The sequence below is a fragment of the Pararhizobium sp. IMCC3301 genome (assembly GCF_030758315.1).
In the GTDB taxonomy this organism is placed as follows: Bacteria; Pseudomonadota; Alphaproteobacteria; order Rhizobiales.
Map to the genome: position 1 here is coordinate 1078590 of NZ_CP132336.1, position 21612 is coordinate 1100201.

The following is a 21612-nucleotide window of genomic DNA, read 5'->3' on the forward strand; positions in this document are numbered from 1 at the left end:
GCAATACAACTATGAGACGGTCTGATAGGATGGCCCGAGACCACGCAGATTGACCGGATCGTAGCCGTCCGGATGCGCCGATTGCTCTCTGCGCTCCCAGACGGACGGGTGAACCGCTTCACTTTCAGAAATGTAGCGCGGTTCCGAATTCGGCAGATAAAGACCGGCAAATGATTTGCGATCAGGCCACTCTTTCAGATGCACTAGCTTGGGGATCCACTCCAGCAGACGCCAGAAAAAGCCCATTGAGTCGTGCAATTTTGCTGTTGAACTGGGTTCAACATAATTGCGGGTGCTGTTTTTGGGATTCTTCCCCATCACAAGACGCTTCGCCATGACCTTGCGATAGACCAGGCCGTGTTTGCCCGCCTCGTCCACCATCCAGGCCAGCGGAATTTTCGCGGCTCCGCTTTCCGGCTCGGCGTAACCACCGCCAATATCCGAATGCACCCCTGCAAACCAGACCTGCTTGATATACTGTCCCTGAGCATCCTCGTCTTTGACAAAGGGGTTGGTCTTGAATTTTTGCGGCTCCCGCCATTTGCTGACTCTGAACATCCGCCGGCGTTCATCGACAGCCATTGCATGGCAAAACACCTGTACGCTGGGATTTTCATTCGTGTATGGCAGGCTTTCCAGCGAAGGTATGTAAAATCGGTCCGGGCGTGGAACGATCACCGAATTGACCGTATCCCAGCACCCCATAAATTTGATGATAATTCTTTCTGTTTCCAGAACCTCCTGAACACGCCAAGCAATTCCAAAATCATCTGCAACACCGGTTTTCTTGTAGGCCGTGAATGCGTAATCGCTCAAATGTTCCTGATGCGGCTTTAACAGCCCCACCATATGAATAAAGCCTGCCAGAATTCTGGCGGTGTGGGCCCCTCTGCTGAAGCCGAAGAGGTAGACATTGTCACCGCGTCGGTACTGCCGCACCAAAAACCTGTAGGCATCCAGAACATTGGAATCCATCCCATAACCGGTCGCAAGACCAAACACACCTTTTGCTTTGTTCTTGAAGGCGGCCCATGCACCGCTGTCGCTTATGGTTCCAATTCCGGGGTCGTAAAAGGCAATCTGAGAAGCATCCTTTTTCAGGATACGATAGAATTTCAATACGTTGGACTGATGTTCCTTGATCTCATTTCCAGTCCCATCGCAGCAAATTATAATATTCTTCGCCATCACCAACTCCAGCAGATATCACGTCGGAACAAGCAATATTCAATAATTTCTTGATCGCATAAGATCGATATTAATCCCGTCACCACTTTTCACCTAACACACTGTGCCCTTTCCAATTTTGCTGAATGCTATTGTGCAGGTTCAATTCTCTGCCTATTAATCCAAGCCACGTGCATTTAATTCCTTGTCCGAGGCCAGTTCTACTCTGGCGATCGTCTGCTCCCAAGTCTCACTAGATGCTGCACCCGCCAGATATGGCTTAATTAGCGCATAGTGCTGATGAAGTTGCCGACGAGAAAATCGCGCTTTGCGCATGATTTGATGGAGAGCTGCTTTCTCATGAAAATTGAAACCCAATCTCACGCAGCGACCCAGTTGGGATAGAACAGCAGACAAGGGAATGGGGTTTTCCGCATTTACCTGTCCGCGTTCATGAAGTAGGGCTGGTAAGCCAAACAGATAGGATAGTTCCGGAATTATCCTGAGGGCGAACCTTCGTGCTTTATCGCAAGTTTTAAGTTTCTTGGGGTCAGTTCCCAATGCCATTTCGAGCTCACTCAACGGGTCTCCCCGCATCCAGCGCCAAATGAGCTTACTGAGAATCGGAAGCGCGAAAGCCGCTCTTTCGTCATCGGTTCTCAGTGCTTCGTATCGCTTCTTGCCGAACAACTCTATGAGGCTTTGCCGCCTACATACTTGTTCGAGGAGTTCGGGGTTTTCCGAGAGCCAGCGGAAAAACCACCTCCGCCATTCGGGTACCTTCGCGTCCGCTCCGGGGCCATTTTCCTCTAAAGCTGCTGAAAGCCGCGAAACCAATTCAAGCGAAAGGCCAAGACTCGCAGCTACCTGCGTTTCGACCAACTCACGTTTGGATTCCGGAGACTGCCCCTTGAAGAACGCAATTGCCGTATCAACTCGGCTTTGCAACCAGTCGTCGTCTTGCCTCTTTTTGGCAAGGTACGCGCCAAAGGAAGACTTAATTGCGCTCGAAAGTGCCTCTGTCTCTGTATCTCCCTTTGCACCGGATACGAGCCGCACGATAGCATATCGCTCTATCTCACCCGTATGGTCAGTTCCGGCATGAACACGATCTAGGACCGCTGTGAGGGGGTCATCAATTTCAAGGCATTGATCAGATTGCCCAAAAATTGCGCGCAGATCGGTCCAGTGCGCGCCGATTGTTGATGCATCAACGTCAATACCGACGACTTTGCCCGGTACAACTAGTACAATGCCGCTGGCATTCTCGCCAGCACGACCAGCGCGTCCAGCGGCGTTGAGTAACTCTTGAGCCTCAAGGATCTCGCGCTTGTCTTTGGCCTGATCGAAACGGCTGTCCTCTCCTATGATAACCAATTCACTTGGCAAGTTCATCCCTTGCGCAAGTGTCGAAGTTGCAGTCAGTACCTTTATTCCGTTGGCGCGTTTGTACAGGGATTCGCAAAGGTGCCGTTCTTCAGGCAATAGCAATCCATGATGAACCGTCGCCGGTTTCACGACTTTTCCCATATCCACCTCAAGATATAGATGCGCGGCGGCACCCATTTCCAATGTGGCAATCTCAAGCCATCCGGCCTCATCATCCCTCAGCTTGATAGATACCGGTTCCAAGAGATTGGAGATTTCATTCGCAGCGCTCGCAGCGTTTTTGATTGTCTGAAAGAACACAAGCGTCTTAAGATTGGTCTCGACAGCAGCAGCGGAGATGGCCGACGAAACTTTGACAGCATTGGGCGTCAGCTTCCAATACTTGCTGGCTGCTAGCTGAACCGGTTCATCTAGCAAGCCCAGCAGCGCATAGTCAGTTCGTTTATTGGTGGCCCAGGTCTGTTTCATGCTGAACAGTGCCATGGGGGTCACATCAAGCATCCTTTTAAGGGCGTCCGGTGGGAATTTCGTTTTTCTTGTTTGCCGGGCAAATGTCAGCCGCTTTTGTAAGGCCGTGACCGTGTTTTGTTGATAGACGACACTTCCTCGTAATTGTCGCGTTGGTTTCCATGACAGCGCAAGCGAGAGGCAAGGACGATCAGTCAAGTCCGCGATCCACCCTGCAATGTCATCGGTATTTTTCATCATTGCGGAGAGCAAAAGGAAATCGGCTTCACCTGCAATATTTGCTAAGTTCAGCACACAGAGCATAGCATCGACTGCCCGTCGATCATTAGGTTTGTCGCTTGCGTGGAGCAAATGGCACTCATCGAATACAAACAGCCCCACATCCTCGAAAACACTGGCGTCGATGCTCATCTGTGTCAAACAGGCTTCAGGAGTCATCACGAGGATTTCGGGTAGTTCCTCGTCACCAGTAACGATTCCAAATTCATCTTGCCGCTCACGCTGAACGGATGCTGTCGGAAATGAACTCGCCAATGAGCGTGTCGTCTGGTCGACCAGTGCGTGCGTTGGCGCTAGAAAAATAACTGTTTTCTCAGCCAAGAGTGCGGTGTTGATTTTTAGTTCAGCTAGTGTGGATTTTCCAGCACCGGTAGGGAACCCAACTGCAGCTGACGTGCCCCGTTGCAGATATCCTTGGTCAATCGCCTCGCGATGATTGCGCCAGAGAAATGGGCGCGATTTTGCGAGGCGCTGCATGCTGCCGCCCCACTTTACCGGGTCGACATTCGGTGGTGCGGAAATTCTCGTGACAGCGCTATCAGAAAGGTCTTTGGAAACCGCAACAAGTAACGACGCCAGATGATGAGGGCCGGAAAAGGCGCTTGTTGGGGAATCCTCCCATTCGTCACTTACATGTTGTTTTGATCCTATACTAAGTTGACAAACACGACGGAAAACCTGAACTGGATCGCGAGGGTCATCCGCCGCGTCTCCTAATAGAATCAGATTGGCTAGAACATGAACACCTTCAAGAATGGCGCGATAAAGCGCGCGTGTTGCGCATAGTGCGGGCTCAGCAGACGCCACAGTTTCTCGATCAGGGATAGCGCGCCCGGTTAGCAAGACAAGTCGGCCACAGGCCAAATCCCGAAGAGCCAGGATAAGAGAATTTTCAATTGGATCATCGGTTTTCCAGTTCAAAACCTTTGAGACTTCTCCTGCGTCCGCTGTTGCCTCGGCGACAATAAACAGCAGCATCGCAGCGAGATCGCTTGATATCGCCCTACTATCTATGAACGTTTGCTGGTGGTCGGAGCTGAATAGGCGGTCGGCATTGAGGCATAGCTGATGTGCTGTTGCGGCTACAAATGCGGCGGCGCTTCTGTCCTCACGTTCGGGCAAGATAGAAACCAAAGCTTCATTGGTGAAGGCAAGCCGACGTATTGTTCCGACAAGCGCCACCAGTTCATCTAGCTCTTCAGCGTTCGGCTCTCTTAACCGGATTCGTGCTGCCGCGATCTGCGCAAACGTTTCGGTTAGAAGATCAGGCAAAGCCTCGCGATCGAGGCCAACCAGAGAAGGTGTTGCACGAATTAAATCGGCTGTATCCTGATCATACATTCTCAGCCTCCATTTCTTTTGCAGCGTCGAGGGCTTTATTCGCCATTCTGCTCATCCAGTCACGTAGGTTGCTTTGATGGAAGGTTTCGGCCCTTCTCTTTCCTACAACGTCGCCCGGCGTTATTTTCTTGTATCCCTTGAAGAGCGCCTTCCGTCCGTCTTGGGAGCGCTCCTTATCTCCTATGGTGATTGAGACGCGGTAAGCACGAGCCCGCTTCCAGAGAATTTCGTGAACTGCTTTATCTGGATCCAAGTGGTCGTTTTGAGCTAGTAGTGTGGTTGTTTCGGAAACCAACTCATTGTCGCGCGACCCGGCTTCCAACGACTTGAACTCTGGCCAGACCTGGCTGGTAATTTTGCCGCGTGGACCATCTGTCGCTTTTTCTTCACAGATAACAACTGACACCACATTCTCATCGGTTTCATCCAGACAGATATGAAGCCCGTCAAATCCCTTGTTTGCATGGATCATGTGGGGTGGCGACTTGAGAGATTCAGGGTTTTGGATATTGGCAGCAATCCAGGAAATTACCTGAAAAAGCCATCCGTCCCGATGCCACGGCTGCTCCACATTCTCAGCAGTCAGCGCGCGAATTGCCCCCTCCAGCGCATTTCTTGTGGGGGCATAGGCGATGCAATCCGTTTCATTTAGAACCTTCAAGACGTGTCGATATTGCCCGATCGCTACGCGCGCAATTAGCCTCGCCAGTTCATCCTCATCAGTGATTGACCAGTCTGTTCCCGACCAAAATTTCCCATTGCTAATAGGCTCAAATTTTATCATATCAAGTATTCTAAGCTGTTTAAAATTAACCACAATTTGTGAGTTATTATTTCTACCCGCTACTTATACCCATTTAAGAAACGTTTGAATTCGCAACTTAATGTCTGATTCAATATTCTGTCAGATACAGCACCGTCTTGCCAGCCTGCTGATCATGATGCGGATATGGGCGATCAGTATCCATGCGGTTGAACTAGTGATCGAGGTTTCCCAATCCTTCGACAGTCTGTGGCATTTTCCAAGCCATGCAAAGGTATGCTCGACCACCCAGGATGGGGCAGTACCTTGAAGCCTTTGATGATGTCACATCGCCGGATCACCTCGATTGTCCAGCCTCCCTTTCCATTGAGCGAGTGCTTGAGTTCGTCTCTAGCGTAGCCATCGTCGGAATAGATGTAGCGCAGGAAGGGGTAAAAGCGGCGGATCGATTGCAGGGTTGGTGCGGCTCCACCCCGGTCCTGAACCTCAGCGCTGTGAAAGACGAGACCGACCATGAAACCATTGGTGTGGGTGATGATATGACGCTTGCGGCCCTTTATCTTCTTGCCTGCATCATACTCGCAAACTCCCCTCCTTTCGGTGGTCTTCACGCTTTGGCTATCGATGATCCCGGCGCTATGGCACGGGTTCCTTGCCTTCCAGTTCCCGCGCCACCTGCACCAGCGCATAGTTCATCAGCGAAAGCGTTCCATCGTTACGCCAGCCGTAAAGGTAGCCATGCACCGTGGACAGCGGCGGGAAGTCCTTCGGCGGCATCCGTCATGGGATACCGCCGCCGGCCACATAGAGAATGGCGTTCAAACCTCGCGCAAATCGGTAGTTCTAGCTCGCCCGCCGGTACGGGCCGATGGAACCAGCGGTGCAACCACTATCCATTCGGCATCCGTCATATGGCTTGGATAGCGCTCCAAACTGCGGTTTTGTTCAACACGGGTGATATCAGTCCAGGGCATCGTGGCCTCCATGGAATCTTTGACAATCCGACGGAATCACGTCCCACTGATATCACTCAACAAATCGGGTTCTCTGGTCGAACCCGTCATGTAGCGCTCGCTGTGCGCCTTGACGGTTCAGCTATCCAGTTCCAGAAGCCGCATCTTGCCTTCCAGAAATCTTTTCTCCCGGACATTCTGCGACAGTCGGATGGCCGTCTCAAAACAGTTTTTTGCACCGCTTCTGTTTCCGGCGCGGGTCAGCACATCGGCCCTGGCGGCATAATAAGGCTGGTACTGGTCGAGCGTCCCCTCGGATGCCGCCGCGTCAAGCATCGCCAGTGCGGCTTTGGCTGAGCTTGCATAGGAAATCGCAATGGCCCGGTTGATAGCGACCACCGGCGATGGCTGCATGGCATAAAGCAATTGGTAAAACGCCTCAATCTGCGGCCAGTCAGTTGCGCTCCACGATGGACTTTGCGCATGGATCGCACTGATGGCAGCCTGCACCTGATAGGGGCCGACGCGTTGTTGTGGCAAAACAGTTTTCAGAAGAGCCGCTCCTTCGGCGATTTTGGCCCGATCCCAGCGGCTGCGGTTCTGCAATTCAAGCGGAACCATATCGCCATTTGCATCGGTCCGGGCAAAGCGCCGGGAATCATGCAGCAGCAGAAGCGCCAGCAAACCGCCCGTTTCCGGCTCTTGCAGCATTAAATGACGCACAATACGGGCAAGACGCAGCGCTTCTTCTGTCAAATCCGTCCGTATCAGCGCGTCTCCCGGCACACCGGAATAGCCTGCGTTGAAAATCAGATAGATGACGCCGAGAACCGATGAAAGCCGCTCCGGCAGCACTGCCGCATCCGGCACCTGATAGGGTATTCCCGCAAGCGCGATTTTTTTCCTGGCGCGCACCAGACGCTGGGCCATGGCATCCGGCTTGTCGAGAAAGCTGGCGGCAATTTCCTCGGTCGTCAATCCGCCCAGCGTGCGCAAAGTCAGCGCCATTCTGGTTTTTTTCGCAAGGGCCGGATGGCAGCACGTAAAGATCATTTCCAGACGCTTGTCAGGGATCATGTCAACTTCGCTGCGAGCGTCTCCCTGAAGGTCCAGATCCAGCAGAAATGAGATTTCCGCTTGTTTTCTGGCAAAATTCTTGTCCCTGCGCAGCCGGTCGATGGCTTTGCGCCGGGCCGCAGTGATCAGCCAGGCTGCAGGACTGTCAGGCAGGCCGTTTTTTCCCCAGTGCTGCATGGCGGAGATAATGGCGTCCTGCAGACAGTCCTCGGCCAGTTGAAAATCGCCCAGTGTTTTTACAAGAGCTGCCAGTATGCGCCCCCACTCCTCGCGGACGGTCGTATCGATAGTCTGCTGGAGCGTCTGGGGAGGCAGCATCTTCGGCTCAGGTTCGAGTTGCGGGCGGCATTCGCCTATAGGGGTCATTCCTGCAGTACGGACCTCAGCCTAGAACACGTTTTATGAAAATCAAATGGCTCGATATTCATGCAACGTGCATTTGGCTAACTGTCCCAGACCACCAGCGGCCGAACCTCGATACGTCCGTTTTCCGCGCTCGGGATCATCGCCGCATAGCTGAGCGCTTCATCCAGGTCTGCGCATTCCAGAAGATAATATCCGCCCAACTGCTCCTTGGTTTCAGCAAAAGGGCCGTCCATGGTTTCTGTCTTGCCATTGCGGATGGCGACGGTCGTCGCCGTCGCTGTGGGCTGCAACGCATCACCGGCAACAAACTTTCCGTCCGATTTCACCTTCTCGGTAAAATCCATATAGGCTTGCATAAAGGGTCCGAATTCAGCTGTTCCAGGCTGAGGCCCGGCCCCTTCGGTGGAATAAATGAGACACATATATTGCATTGGATCTTTCCTTTGTTCGAAACAGAAACACCTTGCCCCTGTATTGAACAGACGAACAGACCTGCCCGCAATCGACATCGCCGCGAAAAAAATTGTATTTTTCACTTCGGCGGCTGCAAGGCTGCCAGCACATCCTGTTCGAAATGCTCCGTTGCTGATTGACAGCTACCCGGTTGCAGGACACGTTCGGCGTCACAAAACAGCATTCCAGGATCCGAACTGGACAGACCGCCGGAACATACGCTCTGTGTCACTCAACCGGGAGATATTTCTTGGTCACTTCCATGCCTTGGCGCATATGGGTTTCCAGATGGTCCAGCATGTCCTGCATGTTGTCGCCTGTAGCGCAGCGCACATAGACATCATGGGCTCCACGCTGAGGACCCGGTCGGTTATGTGCCTTTTGATGCAGCATGAAATAGAATTGCAGATTGGGCTTCATCTGCTCCCAGGTCTTTTGCAACAGCATATGGTTCGATAATTCGTAGCACCAGCTGTGCAGCGCAAGTTCCAGTTCAATCGCGCATCCCTTATTGCGATTGCGGTCTATCTCCGTCTGCAGCGCCAAGTTGCGTCGCTGCAGTTCGGCCAGGGCCTGCGGCGTACGTTTTGTCCAGCATTGCTGGATTGCGAATTGCTCCAAAGTAGTACGCAGGGAATATAATTCCTCCAGATCGCGCCGGGTGACGCTGCGGACAAACAGACCCTTATAGGGTGTGCTTTCTACCAGCCCGCTTTCCACCAATTCGCGAATGGCCTCGCGCAGGGGCGCGCGGCTGACCCCCAGCTGCGTCGCCAGCCTGGTTTCCGTCAGCCGTTCACCGGGAGAAACATTGCCATTGACAATCAACTGGCGCAGCCGACGCACAATCTGGCCGCGTCTGGTTTCATCAGCAACTGGTTCCAAATTCCCTAGGGCCGACACTGTTTTATCCTGTGTGGTCAGCAATCAGTTGCTTATATAGATCACGAATGCGGCGGGTCATGGGCCCGGCACCCTCGGCCTGCCCGTCACGGCCGATCCGCTTGCAGTCAATTTCGCGAACTGGCGTTTGGGCACCGAACGTACCGGTCAGAAATGCCTCGTCCGCACTATAGGTCTCGTAGAGTGAATAGTTTTTTTCAAAAACCGGAATGTCATTGGCACGGCACAGATCAATCACCTTCTGGCGCGTCACGCCGTTCATGCAATAGTCTCCGGTCGAGGTCCAGACCTGTCCATTGCGGACAATGAAGAAATTACAGGCATTCGTCGTGTTAACGAAGCCATGCGGGTCCAGCATCAGCGCCTCATCAGCTCCGGCAGCTTCGGCCTGCAGACAGGCAATCACGCAGTTCAACTTCGAGTGGGAGTTGAATTTGGCGTCCTGCGAATGCGGCAGACCGCGCACCTGGGCAACACTGGCCAGACGAATGCCCCGGCTTTGCAAGCGGTCAACCGGTTTGGAATGCTCCATGACAATCACTACGGTTGGCCCGGAGCGCGACAGTCCGGGGTGCTGAAACGGCTTGGCCTTCAACCCGCGCGTCACCATCAGCCGGCAATGCACGTCAGTGTGCATATTATTTGCCTCGGCCGTGCGGCGCATCGCATCCGCGATGCCTGCCCGGTCCATGCCAATGTCGATCGACACCGCTTTGCAGCTGTTGAACAGGCGATCCATATGCTCATCGAAAAACGCCCATGTGCCGTTATAGAGCCGCATACCCTCCCACATGCCATCGCCCAGCATGAAGCCGGCATCATACACCGACACCTTCGCCTCACTGCGATGCAGGATGTTGCCATTGATGTATATCATGATGTCCTGGTTGCGCACATCATCATCGGCATCGTGAGTTGTAGCAGACGGTTTTTCAGACATTGGCAAAGCAGTATCCATAGGTTTGTTCCTAATCCAAATTCGGTTCGGGCAGGCGAAAAGATCCATGACCACGCAGGAAGTTTTTGGTGCCTTCCTGTGTCGGATTGATGAGAACCGCTTCCGGTGCCCCCTGTTCCAGTATTTTGCCACCCGACAAGAACAGCACCCGGTCGGCAACGGTGTAGGCAAAGCCCAGCTCATGGGTGACAATCAGCATCGTCATGCCGTCATCGGCGAGTTCTTTCATGGTTTGCAAAACTTCGCCGACAAGTTCGGGATCAAGCGCCGATGTGGCCTCGTCGAACAGCATGATTTCCGGCTCCATGGCCAGCGCCCGGGCAATGGCGACGCGCTGCTGCTGTCCACCGGACAATTGCGAAGGATAAGCATCCGCTTTCCACGCCAGCCCCACCTTTTCAAGATTTTGGTCGGCGCGCCGCGCGCATTCTTCGGCACTGCATTTCAGCACCGTTTTCGGGCCTTCCATGACATTTTCCCGAACGCTCATATGCGGAAACAGATTGAAATGCTGAAACACCATGCCGACCCGGGCGCGCAGCCCGGTCAGCTCTTTTTCCGAATAGGCGACGCTCTCACCTGAAGATTTGCCGACAGGCGTTCCATTCAGGCTGATCTGCCCGCCGCTCGGAATTTCCATGAAATTCACACAGCGCAGCATCGTGGATTTTCCGGAACCCGAGGCACCTATCACAACAATGGTCTCGCCCTTGTTGACGCTCAGATCGATGCCATCCAGCACTGTCACACCGTCAAAATTCTTCTGCAGATTTTCAATCTTCAGCACTTCGGTCATGGCTTAACTCCGGACCTTTGTCTTGACTTCCAGGCGCCGCACCAGAAGCGCCAGCGGATAGATCATGACAAAGAAAATAAGGGCAACGCTGGTGTACATTTCAATCGGGTTGAAGGCGATTGTTGAAATCGTCTTGGCCTGATGCATCAACTCGCCATAGGCAATCACCGAGGCCAGCGACGTCATCTTGATCAGTTCCACCGCCCGGTTCATGAATGCCGGCACCATGCGCCGGATTGCCTGCGGCAGAATGACGCGCCGCATCTGCTGCAGATAATTCATTCCCAGCGCTTTTGCAGCCTCCCACTGACCCTTGTGAATCGACTGGATGCCCGCCCGGTAAATCTCCGATGAAAACGCAATCGTGTTCAGTGTCAGCCCAAGTGCGGCAGCGGTGAAGGCATTGATATCAAACGGCGCGATAATGGGGAACGCAAAGAAGAACCACATGATCTGGACCAACACCGGCGTGTTGCGGAAAACCTCGACAAAGGCCGTGGCAGGCCAGTTGAAGATGCGCTTTGACGAATAGCGCGCTGCCCCCACAAACAGACCGAAAAACAGCCCCAGACCCAGGCAGACAATGGCCAGAATAATGGTGTTCTTCAAACCGATCAGCAACAGATACCAGTTGGTGTAAACCGCTGAGAAATCCCAATTATATTCCATCAGGCCGCCCTCATCCCTGCGTCATTTCGCCGGTTTTGCCAAGACGGTGTTCAAGCACGCGCACGCCCATCGAACAGGCAAAAATGACGATGAAATAAATCCCGGCGGCAATCGTGAACACCTCCAGCGAGCGGTAGGTGGACTGGGCAATACTATTCGCCTGATACAGCAGATCCGCATAGGAGATGGTGCTGACCAGGGTGGTGGTTTTCATCAATTCGATGGCGCGTTCCAGAAAGGCCGGGATCATGCGCTTCACCGCCTGCGGCAGAATGATGCGGCGCAGCGATGCGTTGCGATCCATGCCGATGGCCTTCGCTGCTTCCCACTGGCCGTCATCGATCGACACGATGCCGCCGCGGAACACTTCGGCAAAAAACGCTGAGGATTGCAGCGAGAAAGTCAGCACCGACGCCTCGAACGGATCGATTTCAACACCGAACAGAATCGGCATCGCAAAGAAGAACCAGAACAATTGTGCAATCGGCGGCGTCGAGCGCAGAAACTCGATCAGTATCCCGACAGGCACACTGACCAGCTTTGCGCCATAAAGCCGGCACAGCGCCAGAAACAGGCCCAGGGGCACACCGAACAGCAGCGCCAGTCCGGTGACTTTGAGCGTATTCAAGAGGCCCAGCATCAACAGGTCAAAATCCCTGAAGACGATGCCAAAATCCCATTCATATCCCAAAGTTCAGGTCCTGATATTCGGGTTGAAAAGCGGCAGGCGAAGCGTGCTCCGCCTGCCGGTGACAGACTTGCAGTTGGTTACAGGTTTACCATTCTTCGCGGCGCACGGCAGGCACGGACGAAGGATCAACACCGAATTCGGTGAGGAAGTCCTCGTACCAGACTTGAGTCTGGCCCGTTGAGTAGTAATACGCGATTGCAGTGCTGACCCAGTCGCGAAATGTCTTGTCAGCTTCGCGGCGTACACCGGCAGATGAGGCTGACTGGCGCACTGGCGATGGCAGCACAATCTGGCCCCGGCCGATCTGCTTGCGCATTGCAATCAACGGCGGATGGAACAGCGAAACTGCTTTCACCCGGCCCGACTGGAACGCTGCAACAGATTCCCCATTTGAGGGAAAGCGCAGAATCTCCGCCTTGTCGAGATATTTGGTGACGTAGGTGTCCATGGTTGTGCCCTGGGTGACGGCCAGTTTCATGTCGTCCGTGTTGAGATCAGCCCAGGTTTCGATTTTCATGTCATCATCGGCCAGAACCGCCAGCGCATAATACAGCAGTGGCTGGGCCGGAAAGTCGATCGCAAGCGCCCGCGTCGGGGTCGCGTCCAGTACGAACATGATGTCGATCTTGTTGGCTTGCAATGCGGCAATTGCCGTGCCCCAAGTCACTTCAACCGGTTCGAATTCGACACCCAGTTCAGCGGCCATCGCCTTGCCGACAGACGAGCCAAGGCCGGTCCATTCATCAGCGCCAAGTTCCTTGTAAAACCAGGGCGGTGCCTGAGTGACGCCAATGCGCAGGCTACCGCGCTCCTTGATGGCGTCCCATGTGGATGTTTCCTGAGCCGTTCCAGCGCCAGCGGCGGCAAACAGCGCAGTAACGGCAACCAGAAAGGCGGCCAGTTTTGTTGTGATTGATTTGAGCATGAAGGTCTCCGTGTCAAAGGTAACAGGGGTAAAATTGAACATTTCAACTATTGTCGATTGTCGACAATCTGTCAATTTATCGGAAATGCACCTTAAGGTTTGTGGAAAACAACGTCCGCTGTCTTGTTTACCAGCCGCCACAACATGGCCGATATGTCGCCACCTTACCGCTAATTTTCTATTGATCGAAGTCAAGGCGCGCCCGCTTCAGCGAGGTAAGCTGCACCCCATAATCGAATGGGATGGAGACAATGGATTTTTTCAGGAAAACCGGAGAAAAGCTTGAATTGCTGGAACAGATGATGGAACGCACTTCGGTCGGCATCGGCGGGGATATCGCCCGTGCCGCTGAACAGGATTTGCGCGCCGCCATGTCTGCCTGCCTTGGCTGTCAGGCCACATCTGACTGCAGAAAATGGCTGGCCGCAGACCACATTGATGCAAGGCCACCATCCTTTTGCCCCAATGCACAACGGCTGGAACGCCTGCGCAACAGCGAAACCAGGCACTGTTAACATTACCGCTCAGCGCTCCGGCGTCTCATTATGGCGCAGAGCAGCGATCAGATCGGCAAGCCTGTTCTTCTGCTGTCCGCTGCTGCTAAAATTCTCCGGGTCAAGCCAGGAAGTATAGGCCTTTTTGAGTGTCGGCCATTCCCGGTCGAGAACCGAGAACCAGGCAGTATCCCGGTTGCGGCCCTTATAGACCAGGGCCTGACGGAATATCCCTTCATGGGTAAAGCCATAACGCTCAGCCGCACGGCGTGAAGGCCCGTTCAGACTGTCGCATTTCCACTCATAGCGGCGGTATCCAAGGTCATCAAAAATATGAACCATCATCAAAAACATGGCTTCTGTGGCAAGCGCCGTGCGTTGCAGCAACGGTGAATAAGCAATGTTACCCACTTCAATCACACCGGATCGCGGCATCATGCGCATGTAGCTCGCCATGCCCACCGCCTTGCCGTTAGCGCGCTCGATGATGGCATAAAACAGCGGGTCTCTGCCTTGGGCCTGTGCTGCAATCCATTCTGTCAGCGCAACTTCAGTGTCGAACGGGCCTGACGCCATATAGGTCCAAAGACTGCCATTGCTGTCCTGCTGGTAGGCTTTGAACAGATCACCGCCATGGCGCGCTGCATTCAGGGCCTCAAGGCGGCAGAACCGCCCCTCCATCGCCACTTCTGACGGCGGCTTGCAGCCGGCCCAGCCAGCAATCTCCGCACCTATCGGTTGACCGAATTCATTGAAATACTGCGGCATGTTCCCTCTTCTGGATAGCGCCAAGCCTATCCCCATTGCGGCGGTGAACGGCGCAACTGACCGGCGGGAATGCGCCACGCCACTGGCAGCCTGTCAATGGAAAGCGGAAAACGCACCCGCCGTGCCAAGCCCCATCCGGTGTGTTCAACCGCGTCGGCCAGATCGCTGTCCGCTTCGCCTCTCGCTGGCGCGCCGGGCTCTGTGCGTTTGCTTTGCGCCAGCAAATGCGCGGTGCGCGCCAGCGAGAGGCGCGCTGACAGAACCCTGCCCGTGGTGTTGCGCGCCTGCAGGGCATAAAGCACACTTGCCGCCATCAGATAACCGGTGGCGTGATCCAGCGCCTGCACCGGCAGAGGCACCGGCTTTTCAGCACCGCTTTGCGCCATGCCGTATTCGGCAATGCCGCTGCTCATCTGCACCAGACTGTCAAATCCGCGCCGGCCGGCCCATGGACCGGTCCAGCCATATGCATTCAGCGAAACATCGATCAGACCGGGATTGAGCGTGCGCAGCCGTTCACTTTCATAGCCCAGCCCTTCCAGCGCCCCTGGCCGGTAGCCATGCACCAGCACATCTGCGGATTTGACCAGCGCATCAAACACTGCACGGTCTGTGGCCGAACCAAGGTCCAGTCCGGCGCAATGTTTGCCAAGCGTCACCTCCGGCACCACGGCCCCTTCCTCCCAGAATGGCGGATCCAGGCGCAGCACCCGGGCACCGTATCCGGCCAGAAACCGCGTTGCCACGGGGCCTGCCAGAACCCGGGTCAGATCCAGCACTTTAAGCCCGGCCAGTGGAGCTGGCTTCGGCACGCTCTCGCCACTCTGCTGCCAGTGCACCAGCGACTCTGTGGCAACAGCCTGCCCTTGCCGGTGGTTCGCCCAGGCCTCGATACTGCGCATCGTGGCAGCGCAACCATCGGCAGCTACCACCGCAGCCTCCAGTTCCTCTGCATTCCATTCGGCGACAAGCGGTGCAAGCGCGGTCCGGTTCTCCACCTCGCCGAGCACCGAAAGGGCTGCCCGCCTGTGATGCGGCGCATTGGTGTGCAGCCTGATCCAGCCATCCGATGTTTGATAATCGCCGGCAATCGGGTCCCACACCGGCGGCAGGTCCCAGCCCAGCGGCCGCAACGTCATGCCGAACCAGAGGGAAGCCAGAAACCGGTCCACCCGCACCGCGCCGCGCGTGCCTGTCAGGCCAGCCACCATCAATCCGGCCATGCCGACACTGGCCGCCGCCAGATCCGAAACCGCAAACCACGCCGCCAGTGGATCGCTCTCTCTGACCGACAGAAGTTCAGTATCCAGCCATGCTTCTGTGCCGGGAAATGCCAACACAATCTCTTTCAGAAAGGGAGTGTTCATGAAATTCGTTAGGCCTTTAAAACGCGATCAGCCGCCGGCAATCACATCTGCAATCAATTGCACAGCAATAAACCCCAGCATCACCAGAATAATCTTGTCAAACACACCGCGTGGAACATAGCGCGCGATCAGCGCGCCAAGCGGCATGAACGCCATCAGCGGAACAAGCGCCAGACAACTGATCCAGAACCGTTCCATGGTCATCAGCCCGAAACCGATCATCACCGGCAGTTGTGCCGCCGCCATGGAGATGAAAAACAACGAAATCGTGGCGATGAACTGCCTGCGCTCCGGCTTCATGGCATTCAAAAACGTCAGGGAAACAGGTGCGGAAATACCCACCGCGCCCTGCAACACGCCGGCCACCGTGCCAACCGGCAGGACAATCCGCAAGGCGGCGGCATATTCCAGCTTCCAGTCCGGTTTTGCGAGGCGGAATCCGATATAGGCGACCACCAGAACCCCGACCATCATGGTCAGAAAATCTGTCGGCAGATAGGCCAGCATAACGGTACCGATAGCGGCGCCTACCAGCCCGGTTCCGGCAAGCCGGTAACTCAGCGCCGGCGGCAACTGGTCGCGGCGATAAGCCCAGACCTGCCACAGATTGGACAGAAGGTTTGGGATCACGAAAATCGTCACCGCCGTAGGCACATCGTAAAACAGGGTGATGATCGGCACAGCCACGATCGGTGCCCCTGCCCCGGTCGCCCCTTTCAGAATTCCGCCCAGTGCGAAGCTGAGAAAAATATAGAAAAATTCCATGGAAACTTGCACCGCCCGACATCTGTTCCGCCAAGTCCTATACCCAACAGATTTCCCTGCCAACGGCCTTTCACTACGGTCAATGCAATTGCGGCCGCCCATTCACATGAGACAGTTGGCACGACCCTCTCAAAGCCACGGATACAGCAACGTCTACGCATTTCCACCCGGCAAAACTTTTCACAACCTGCTTGAAGTCCGTTGGGTGTGCTGGCATGGTCCCCGTTCAACAAAACAGGTGTTTTGTCGAAACAGGGAGAGAACTATGAAAATAATCAAATCAACCGCTGTAGGAGCATTCCTCAGCATCGGGATGCTTACATCCGCTTTCGCGGCTGAATGTATTGCTCCGGCCAACCCCGGCGGCGGCTGGGACTTCACCTGCCGACAGATCGGCAAAATCATGTATGATATCAAGGCTGTGGATGAACCTATTCAGGTGACAAACATGGCCGGTGCCGGTGGCGGCCTCGCCTACAGCACCGTAGTCAATGAGCGCAATACCGATCCCGATCTGATTATCGCTGCATCCTCTGCGACAACCACACGGCTGGCACAGAATGCCTATGGCGGCGCGACCGCCGATCAGGTCCGTTTTGTCGGTGCCATTGGCGCTGATCCGGGTGTGATTGTTGTCAGCGCGGATTCAAAATTCCAAAGCCTTGGTGATCTGGTTGATGCCATCAAGGCAGATCCGGGTTCCGTTGCTTTTGCCGGTGGTTCGGCAGTGGGCGGCTTTGATCATCTCAAACCGCTTATGATCCTGCAGCGTGCCGGTTTCACAGACATCACCAAAATCAAATATATCGGTGTTGACGGTGGTGCAGACGCCATCACCCAGACCATTGGCGGTTTCACTCAGGCGATGACCGGCGATATGTCGGAAATTGTTGGCTTTCTGAAATCCGGTGAAGTGCGTGTACTGGCCGTTCTCACCGAAGAACGTGTGCCCGGCTTTGAGGATATTCCGACAGCCAAGGAGCAGGGATTTGATGTGGTCGCCGTCAACTGGCGCGGCCTTTATATTCCCAAAGGCGTCAGCGACGAGGTTTTCGATACCTGGGCTGACCGCCTGGCCAAGGTGGCCGCATCCGATCAGTGGAAGCAGGCGATGGTTGACAATGGCCTGGCACCTTTCACCAAAGTCGGCGGTGACTTCCAGAGCTATGTCGATGGCCTGGTCTCTGAGGTTGCGCAATTGTCGAAAGACATTGGGGTCATTCAGTAATGGCATCTGACCGGATTTTTGGTCTGGTCATATTCGGAGTGGCGCTCGCATATATTGCGAGCGCCTTTCAGATTCAGGCCAGTTTTCTGTCCGATCCGGTCGGGTCCAAATCTTTCCCGATCCTGATCGGCGCCGTCACAATGATCAGCGCCCTGGTGCTGATTGTAAAACCCGACCCGGACCCCGATTGGCCGGCATCGCGCACCTTTGTTCTGCTCGGCATCGCGGTTCTCACCCTCATCTTCTATGCCTATGCGCTTAAGCCGCTGGGTTTCATCGCCCCGACTTTCATCGCCGCGGCCATTCTCAGCTATCAGATCAGCCCACGCGCAGTGCCTGCACTGCTCACCGGGGCTGGCTTGTCGATTGGTCTGTTCATACTGTTCAAATACGCGCTGGGTCTCGGGCTGTTTGCCTTTCCCAAAGGCTTTCTCGGATAAATTTTCATGGAAACACTCGCCAATCTTGCACTGGGTTTCAGTGTTGCCTTCACGCCCTTTACGCTGATGCTCGCCATTATCGGCTGCTTTCTGGGCACCATTATCGGTGCCCTGCCCGGTCTGGGGCCGTCTAACGGTGTGGCCATTCTGATCCCCATCACCTTCACCCTGGGGCTGGACGCCACATCGGCGCTGGTGCTGATGACAAGCGTCTATTACGGCGCCATGTATGGCGGGCGTATTTCCTCGATCCTGCTCAACATTCCCGGCGATGAGCCCGCGCTGATGACAACGCTGGATGGCTATCCGATGGCCAGGCAGGGTAAGGCCGGGGATGCGCTTGTACTGTCTGGTGTATCCTCTTTCGTTGGTGCATTTCTGGCAACCATCGGCCTCATCATTCTTGCTCCGCTGCTTGCCCGCGTCGCCTATCTGTTTGGGCCGGCGGAGTATTTCGCGCTTTATCTGCTCGCCTTTTGCACACTTGGCGGCATGGCCTCCAACAATCAGGCGAAATCCGCAATTGCCGCCTGTCTCGGGCTTGGCATTGCCATGATCGGCCTCGACAATACGTCCGGCATGCCGCGCTTTACCTATGGCAATCTCCACCTTATGGATGGCGTGGATTTTCTGGTCGCCATTGTCGGCCTGTTTGCGATTGCCGAAGTGTTCTTTTTCATCGAAAGCCACGGCAGGGACACAGCTATTGGCGTCAAACTTGAAAAGGTGACGATACCCGTCAAAATGATTCTGGACAGTTTCTGGACCATGATCCGCTCCACCTTTATCGGTTTTTTCGCAGGTGTTCTGCCCGGTGCCGGTGCCTCGCTTGGCAGCTTCATGGCCTATATGGCGGAAAAGGCGGTTTCCAAGGACCCGGATTCTTTTGGCAAGGGCAATCCACGCGGTGTTGCCGCGCCTGAAGCCGGCAACAATGCCGCGGCAGGCGGTGCTCTTGTGCCGATGCTGACGCTTGGCGTCCCTGGTTCCGGCACAACAGCAGTGCTGCTGGCCCTGCTGATGACCCTCAACATCACGCCCGGCCCAACCCTGTTTGCCGACCGGCCGGAAGTTGTCTGGGGGCTGATCGCCTCACTGCTCATCTCCAATGTTGTGCTGCTCGTCATGAATGTGCCGCTGGTCAAGATCTTCGTCTATGTGTTACAGGTGCCGGCCTGGGTGCTGCTGCCAGGTGTCACCATGATTTCCTTTGTTGGTATCTACTCTTTGTCCGGCAGCTATTTCGATTTGCTGCTGATGGTCGGCTTTGGTATTCTGGGTTATTTTCTGCGCAAGCTGGACATCCCGACAGTTCCGGTGATTCTGGGCATTCTGCTGGGCAATCAGATGGAAGATTCCCTGCGCCGGGCGATGGTGTTGTCAGACGGCGACTGGAGTTTCCTGTTTTCCACGCCCATCGCAATCGGGCTCTGGGTTGCAGCCATTGGTGGCTTCGTTGCTCCCATGTTCCTGCGCAAAGTATTGAAGAAACCACAGGCTATTACGGATTGAAAAAATGACACGCATTCTCATCCCCTCCGGTGCACTTGGTCTTGGCTATGACAAGGAGGCGATGGCCCGGGCCATTGCCGCAAAGCCGGACCTCATTGCCATCGACGGCGGCTCGACAGATTCCGGCCCATCCTATCTGGGCCGCGGCGTCTCGAAATATTCCCGCGCCTCGACACGGCTGGAATGGAAGGGCCTCATGGAAGCGCGCGCCGAGGCGGGCGTGCCGCTGGTTATCGGCACAGCGGGAACCTGCGGCACCGACAGTGCCGTGGACTGGCTGCTGGAAATCACCAGAGATATTGCTGCGGAGCTGGGACAGAGCTTGAAAATCGCGGTTCTGCGCTCCTCGCAACAGGCCGCCATTGTGACAACCGCCTTTAACAGTGGAAAGCTGCATCCGCTCAGCCCGGCGCCCGACCTGTCGGCCGATGCCATTGAAAACTTCACCAACATCGTCGCACTGGCCGGCGCGGAGCAGATCCAGGCCGCCATCAACACCGGCGCGGATATCATCATTGCAGGACGCACAACCGACACCGCCATCATTGCCGCCTTGCCGCTGATGCAGGGCTGTCATCCCGGCGCTGCCTGGCACGGCGCCAAGATCGGCGAATGCGGCGCGCTCTGCGCCAGCAATCCGCAATCCGGCGTAGTGCTGATCGATTTCGACACCGATGGCTTTACCATCACGCCCACCGCTGACGGAGCGAATGCCAGCCCGCACACCGTGTCTGCCCACATGCTCTACGAAAATGCCGATCCCTTTATTCTTTATGAGCCAGGTGGCCATCTCGATGTCACCAATGCGCACTACGAGGCAATTGACACCAAAAGCGTGCGCGCCACCGGGGCACAATGGGTTCCCTCACAACGCTATACGGTAAAGCTGGAAGGTGCGCGCATCGCCGGCTATCAGATCATGGCTTTTGCCCTGTTGCGCGACAAACGCTATGTCGATCAGGCTCAACAATGGGCTGATGATATCGTTCAGAAAAGCCGGGAGAAGGCCATCGACCGACTGGGACTTGCAGAGGAAGATTTTACCATCGAACTACGCCTCATCGGCAAGAACGCGACCTTTGGCGCGCTGGAGCCGGAAAACACCAATTACCGGCCCACAGAAATTGGCGTGATGGGCTTTGTCACTGCCAGCACCATGGCAATGGCCCAGGAAATCGGCAAGATCCTCAATCCCTATCTGCTGCATCATCCGCTGACACGGGAAGAAGAACAGCCCACCTTTGCGTTCCAGTTTTCCCCGGCGGAAGTTCCGGTTGGGCCTGTCTATGAATTCTGTCTCAACCATGTCATGGAACTTGATCATCCGATGGATGCATTTGCTCTGGAAACGCTTGAGGTTGGCCGTGGCTGAACTGGGACACTTAGTGGAAAAAGTCCGCTCCAAGAACGCCGGACCGTTCAAGCTTACCATCGATATTTTCTGCGGCTCGAGCGATGCATACACTCATGTCGGATCGGCTCTGTCCACCGAACGCATTGCCACCCTGCTGCGGACCGATCCCTCAAAGCTGCAACGCTTCGACATTCCCTCCCTGAATGTCATAAAATTCAGCCTCGACCGGCCCCAGGTCCAGGGCTCGATTCATGACCGCGACATGCACGGTGCCAGTTGGGCGGCCCTTGTTGCTGAATTGGAGATTTAAAACTTCCTTCCCCCGGCCTCTTGCTGGTGTCGAGGCCCCCGATCAGCCCGGCCGTGAACTTTGGCCCGTTTATTTCACCGCCGAGCTTGCTATAATGCGCGCAGAAATAGAATCGGATCAAAAATTCGGCTGATAATTTCAGCAGATCCGGGTTCCGCTATGCTGAAAAATCCCCG

General features: G+C 55.1%; 20 protein-coding genes and 1 pseudogene. 6 read left to right on the forward strand and 15 right to left on the reverse strand.

From position 1 onward, the window contains the following. Nucleotides 1-9 precede the first annotated feature (9 nt). The 12 genes and pseudogenes from RAL88_RS05100 to RAL88_RS05155 all read right to left on the reverse strand — a co-directional run bounded on the left by RAL88_RS05100 (nt 10) and on the right by RAL88_RS05155 (nt 13198). Nucleotides 10-1188, reverse strand: a complete 1179-nt coding sequence (locus RAL88_RS05100) for a DUF2235 domain-containing protein (protein ID WP_306267715.1) — start codon at nt 1186-1188, stop codon at nt 10-12. Nucleotides 1189-1344: 156 nt separating this feature from the next. Next, nucleotides 1345-4644 (reverse strand): DEAD/DEAH box helicase, encoded by a 3300-nt coding sequence (locus RAL88_RS05105; protein ID WP_306267717.1) that lies wholly within the window; start codon nt 4642-4644, stop codon nt 1345-1347. Further along, nucleotides 4637-5428, reverse strand: a complete 792-nt coding sequence (locus tag RAL88_RS05110) for a hypothetical protein (RefSeq protein ID WP_306267719.1) — start codon at nt 5426-5428, stop codon at nt 4637-4639. Before RAL88_RS05110 ends, RAL88_RS05105 begins: the two co-directional genes overlap by 8 nt. A gap of 120 nt (nt 5429-5548) precedes the next feature. Next, nucleotides 5549-6381 (reverse strand): annotated as a pseudogene (locus RAL88_RS05115) (IS5 family transposase). Nucleotides 6382-6498: 117 nt separating this feature from the next. Next, the gene (locus RAL88_RS05120; protein WP_306267720.1) at nt 6499-7803 is read right to left on the reverse strand and encodes an RNA polymerase sigma factor; all 1305 of its coding nucleotides are present in this window, start codon (nt 7801-7803) and stop codon (nt 6499-6501) included. A 77-nt stretch (nt 7804-7880) separates the two neighbouring features. Then, entirely contained in the window at nt 7881-8234 is a 354-nt protein-coding gene (locus RAL88_RS05125) for a YciI family protein (RefSeq protein WP_306267721.1), read from the reverse strand. Nucleotides 8235-8484: 250 nt separating this feature from the next. Beyond that, nucleotides 8485-9159: a GntR family transcriptional regulator gene (locus RAL88_RS05130; protein WP_306267722.1), complete on the reverse strand. Its 675-nt coding sequence runs from the start codon at nt 9157-9159 to the stop codon at nt 8485-8487. 4 nt (nt 9160-9163) lie between these two features. Beyond that, nucleotides 9164-10117, reverse strand: coding sequence for an aminotransferase class IV (locus RAL88_RS05135; protein WP_306267724.1), 954 nt, complete (start codon nt 10115-10117; stop codon nt 9164-9166). Nucleotides 10118-10127: 10 nt separating this feature from the next. Next, the gene (locus RAL88_RS05140) at nt 10128-10913 is read right to left on the reverse strand and encodes an amino acid ABC transporter ATP-binding protein (RefSeq protein ID WP_306267726.1); all 786 of its coding nucleotides are present in this window, start codon (nt 10911-10913) and stop codon (nt 10128-10130) included. A gap of 3 nt (nt 10914-10916) precedes the next feature. Then, nucleotides 10917-11582 (reverse strand): amino acid ABC transporter permease, encoded by a 666-nt coding sequence (locus RAL88_RS05145; protein WP_306267728.1) that lies wholly within the window; start codon nt 11580-11582, stop codon nt 10917-10919. Nucleotides 11583-11592: 10 nt separating this feature from the next. Beyond that, nucleotides 11593-12273, reverse strand: a complete 681-nt coding sequence (locus tag RAL88_RS05150; protein WP_306267730.1) for an amino acid ABC transporter permease — start codon at nt 12271-12273, stop codon at nt 11593-11595. An 85-nt stretch (nt 12274-12358) separates the two neighbouring features. Further along, complete coding sequence (locus tag RAL88_RS05155; RefSeq protein ID WP_306267731.1) at nt 12359-13198, reverse strand: transporter substrate-binding domain-containing protein; 840 nt, start codon at nt 13196-13198, stop codon at nt 12359-12361. Nucleotides 13199-13449: 251 nt separating this feature from the next. Between RAL88_RS05155 and RAL88_RS05160 the strand changes: the two genes are divergently transcribed. Continuing rightward, nucleotides 13450-13713 carry a DUF6455 family protein gene (locus RAL88_RS05160; RefSeq protein WP_306267732.1) on the forward strand — a complete coding sequence of 88 codons (264 nt, stop codon included), beginning with the start codon at nt 13450-13452 and terminating at the stop codon, nt 13711-13713. Between the two features lie 9 nt (nt 13714-13722). Here RAL88_RS05160 and RAL88_RS05165 read toward each other — a convergent pair whose 3' ends face one another. Genes RAL88_RS05165 through RAL88_RS05175 form a run of 3 tightly spaced genes read right to left on the reverse strand, consistent with a single transcriptional unit; the run spans nt 13723 to nt 16592 of the window. Continuing rightward, nucleotides 13723-14460, reverse strand: a complete 738-nt coding sequence (locus RAL88_RS05165; protein WP_306267734.1) for a GNAT family N-acetyltransferase — start codon at nt 14458-14460, stop codon at nt 13723-13725. A gap of 26 nt (nt 14461-14486) precedes the next feature. Next, the gene (locus RAL88_RS05170) at nt 14487-15827 is read right to left on the reverse strand and encodes a CoA transferase (protein WP_306267735.1); all 1341 of its coding nucleotides are present in this window, start codon (nt 15825-15827) and stop codon (nt 14487-14489) included. Nucleotides 15828-15854: 27 nt separating this feature from the next. Further along, nucleotides 15855-16592: a sulfite exporter TauE/SafE family protein gene (locus RAL88_RS05175; protein ID WP_306267737.1), complete on the reverse strand. Its 738-nt coding sequence runs from the start codon at nt 16590-16592 to the stop codon at nt 15855-15857. 265 nt (nt 16593-16857) lie between these two features. Here RAL88_RS05175 and RAL88_RS05180 point away from each other — a divergent pair, with 265 nt between their 5' ends. From RAL88_RS05180 to RAL88_RS05200, 5 genes are read left to right on the forward strand one after another with little or no spacing between them, the layout of a single operon-like run. Then, on the forward strand, nt 16858-17820 hold the full coding sequence (locus tag RAL88_RS05180) for a tripartite tricarboxylate transporter substrate binding protein (RefSeq protein WP_306267739.1): 963 nt from the start codon (nt 16858-16860) through the stop codon (nt 17818-17820). Continuing rightward, entirely contained in the window at nt 17820-18260 is a 441-nt protein-coding gene (locus RAL88_RS05185; RefSeq protein ID WP_306267741.1) for a tripartite tricarboxylate transporter TctB family protein, read from the forward strand. The genes RAL88_RS05180 and RAL88_RS05185 overlap by 1 nt, the downstream gene beginning before the upstream one ends. A gap of 6 nt (nt 18261-18266) precedes the next feature. Then, the gene (locus RAL88_RS05190) at nt 18267-19772 is read left to right on the forward strand and encodes a tripartite tricarboxylate transporter permease (protein WP_306267743.1); all 1506 of its coding nucleotides are present in this window, start codon (nt 18267-18269) and stop codon (nt 19770-19772) included. Nucleotides 19773-19776: 4 nt separating this feature from the next. Continuing rightward, a complete protein-coding gene (locus RAL88_RS05195) occupies nt 19777-21144 on the forward strand; it encodes an acyclic terpene utilization AtuA family protein (protein WP_306267745.1) in 1368 nt (455 codons plus the stop codon). After that, entirely contained in the window at nt 21137-21436 is a 300-nt protein-coding gene (locus RAL88_RS05200) for a DUF4387 family protein (RefSeq protein ID WP_306267747.1), read from the forward strand. Before RAL88_RS05195 ends, RAL88_RS05200 begins: the two co-directional genes overlap by 8 nt. Nucleotides 21437-21612 lie beyond the last annotated feature (176 nt).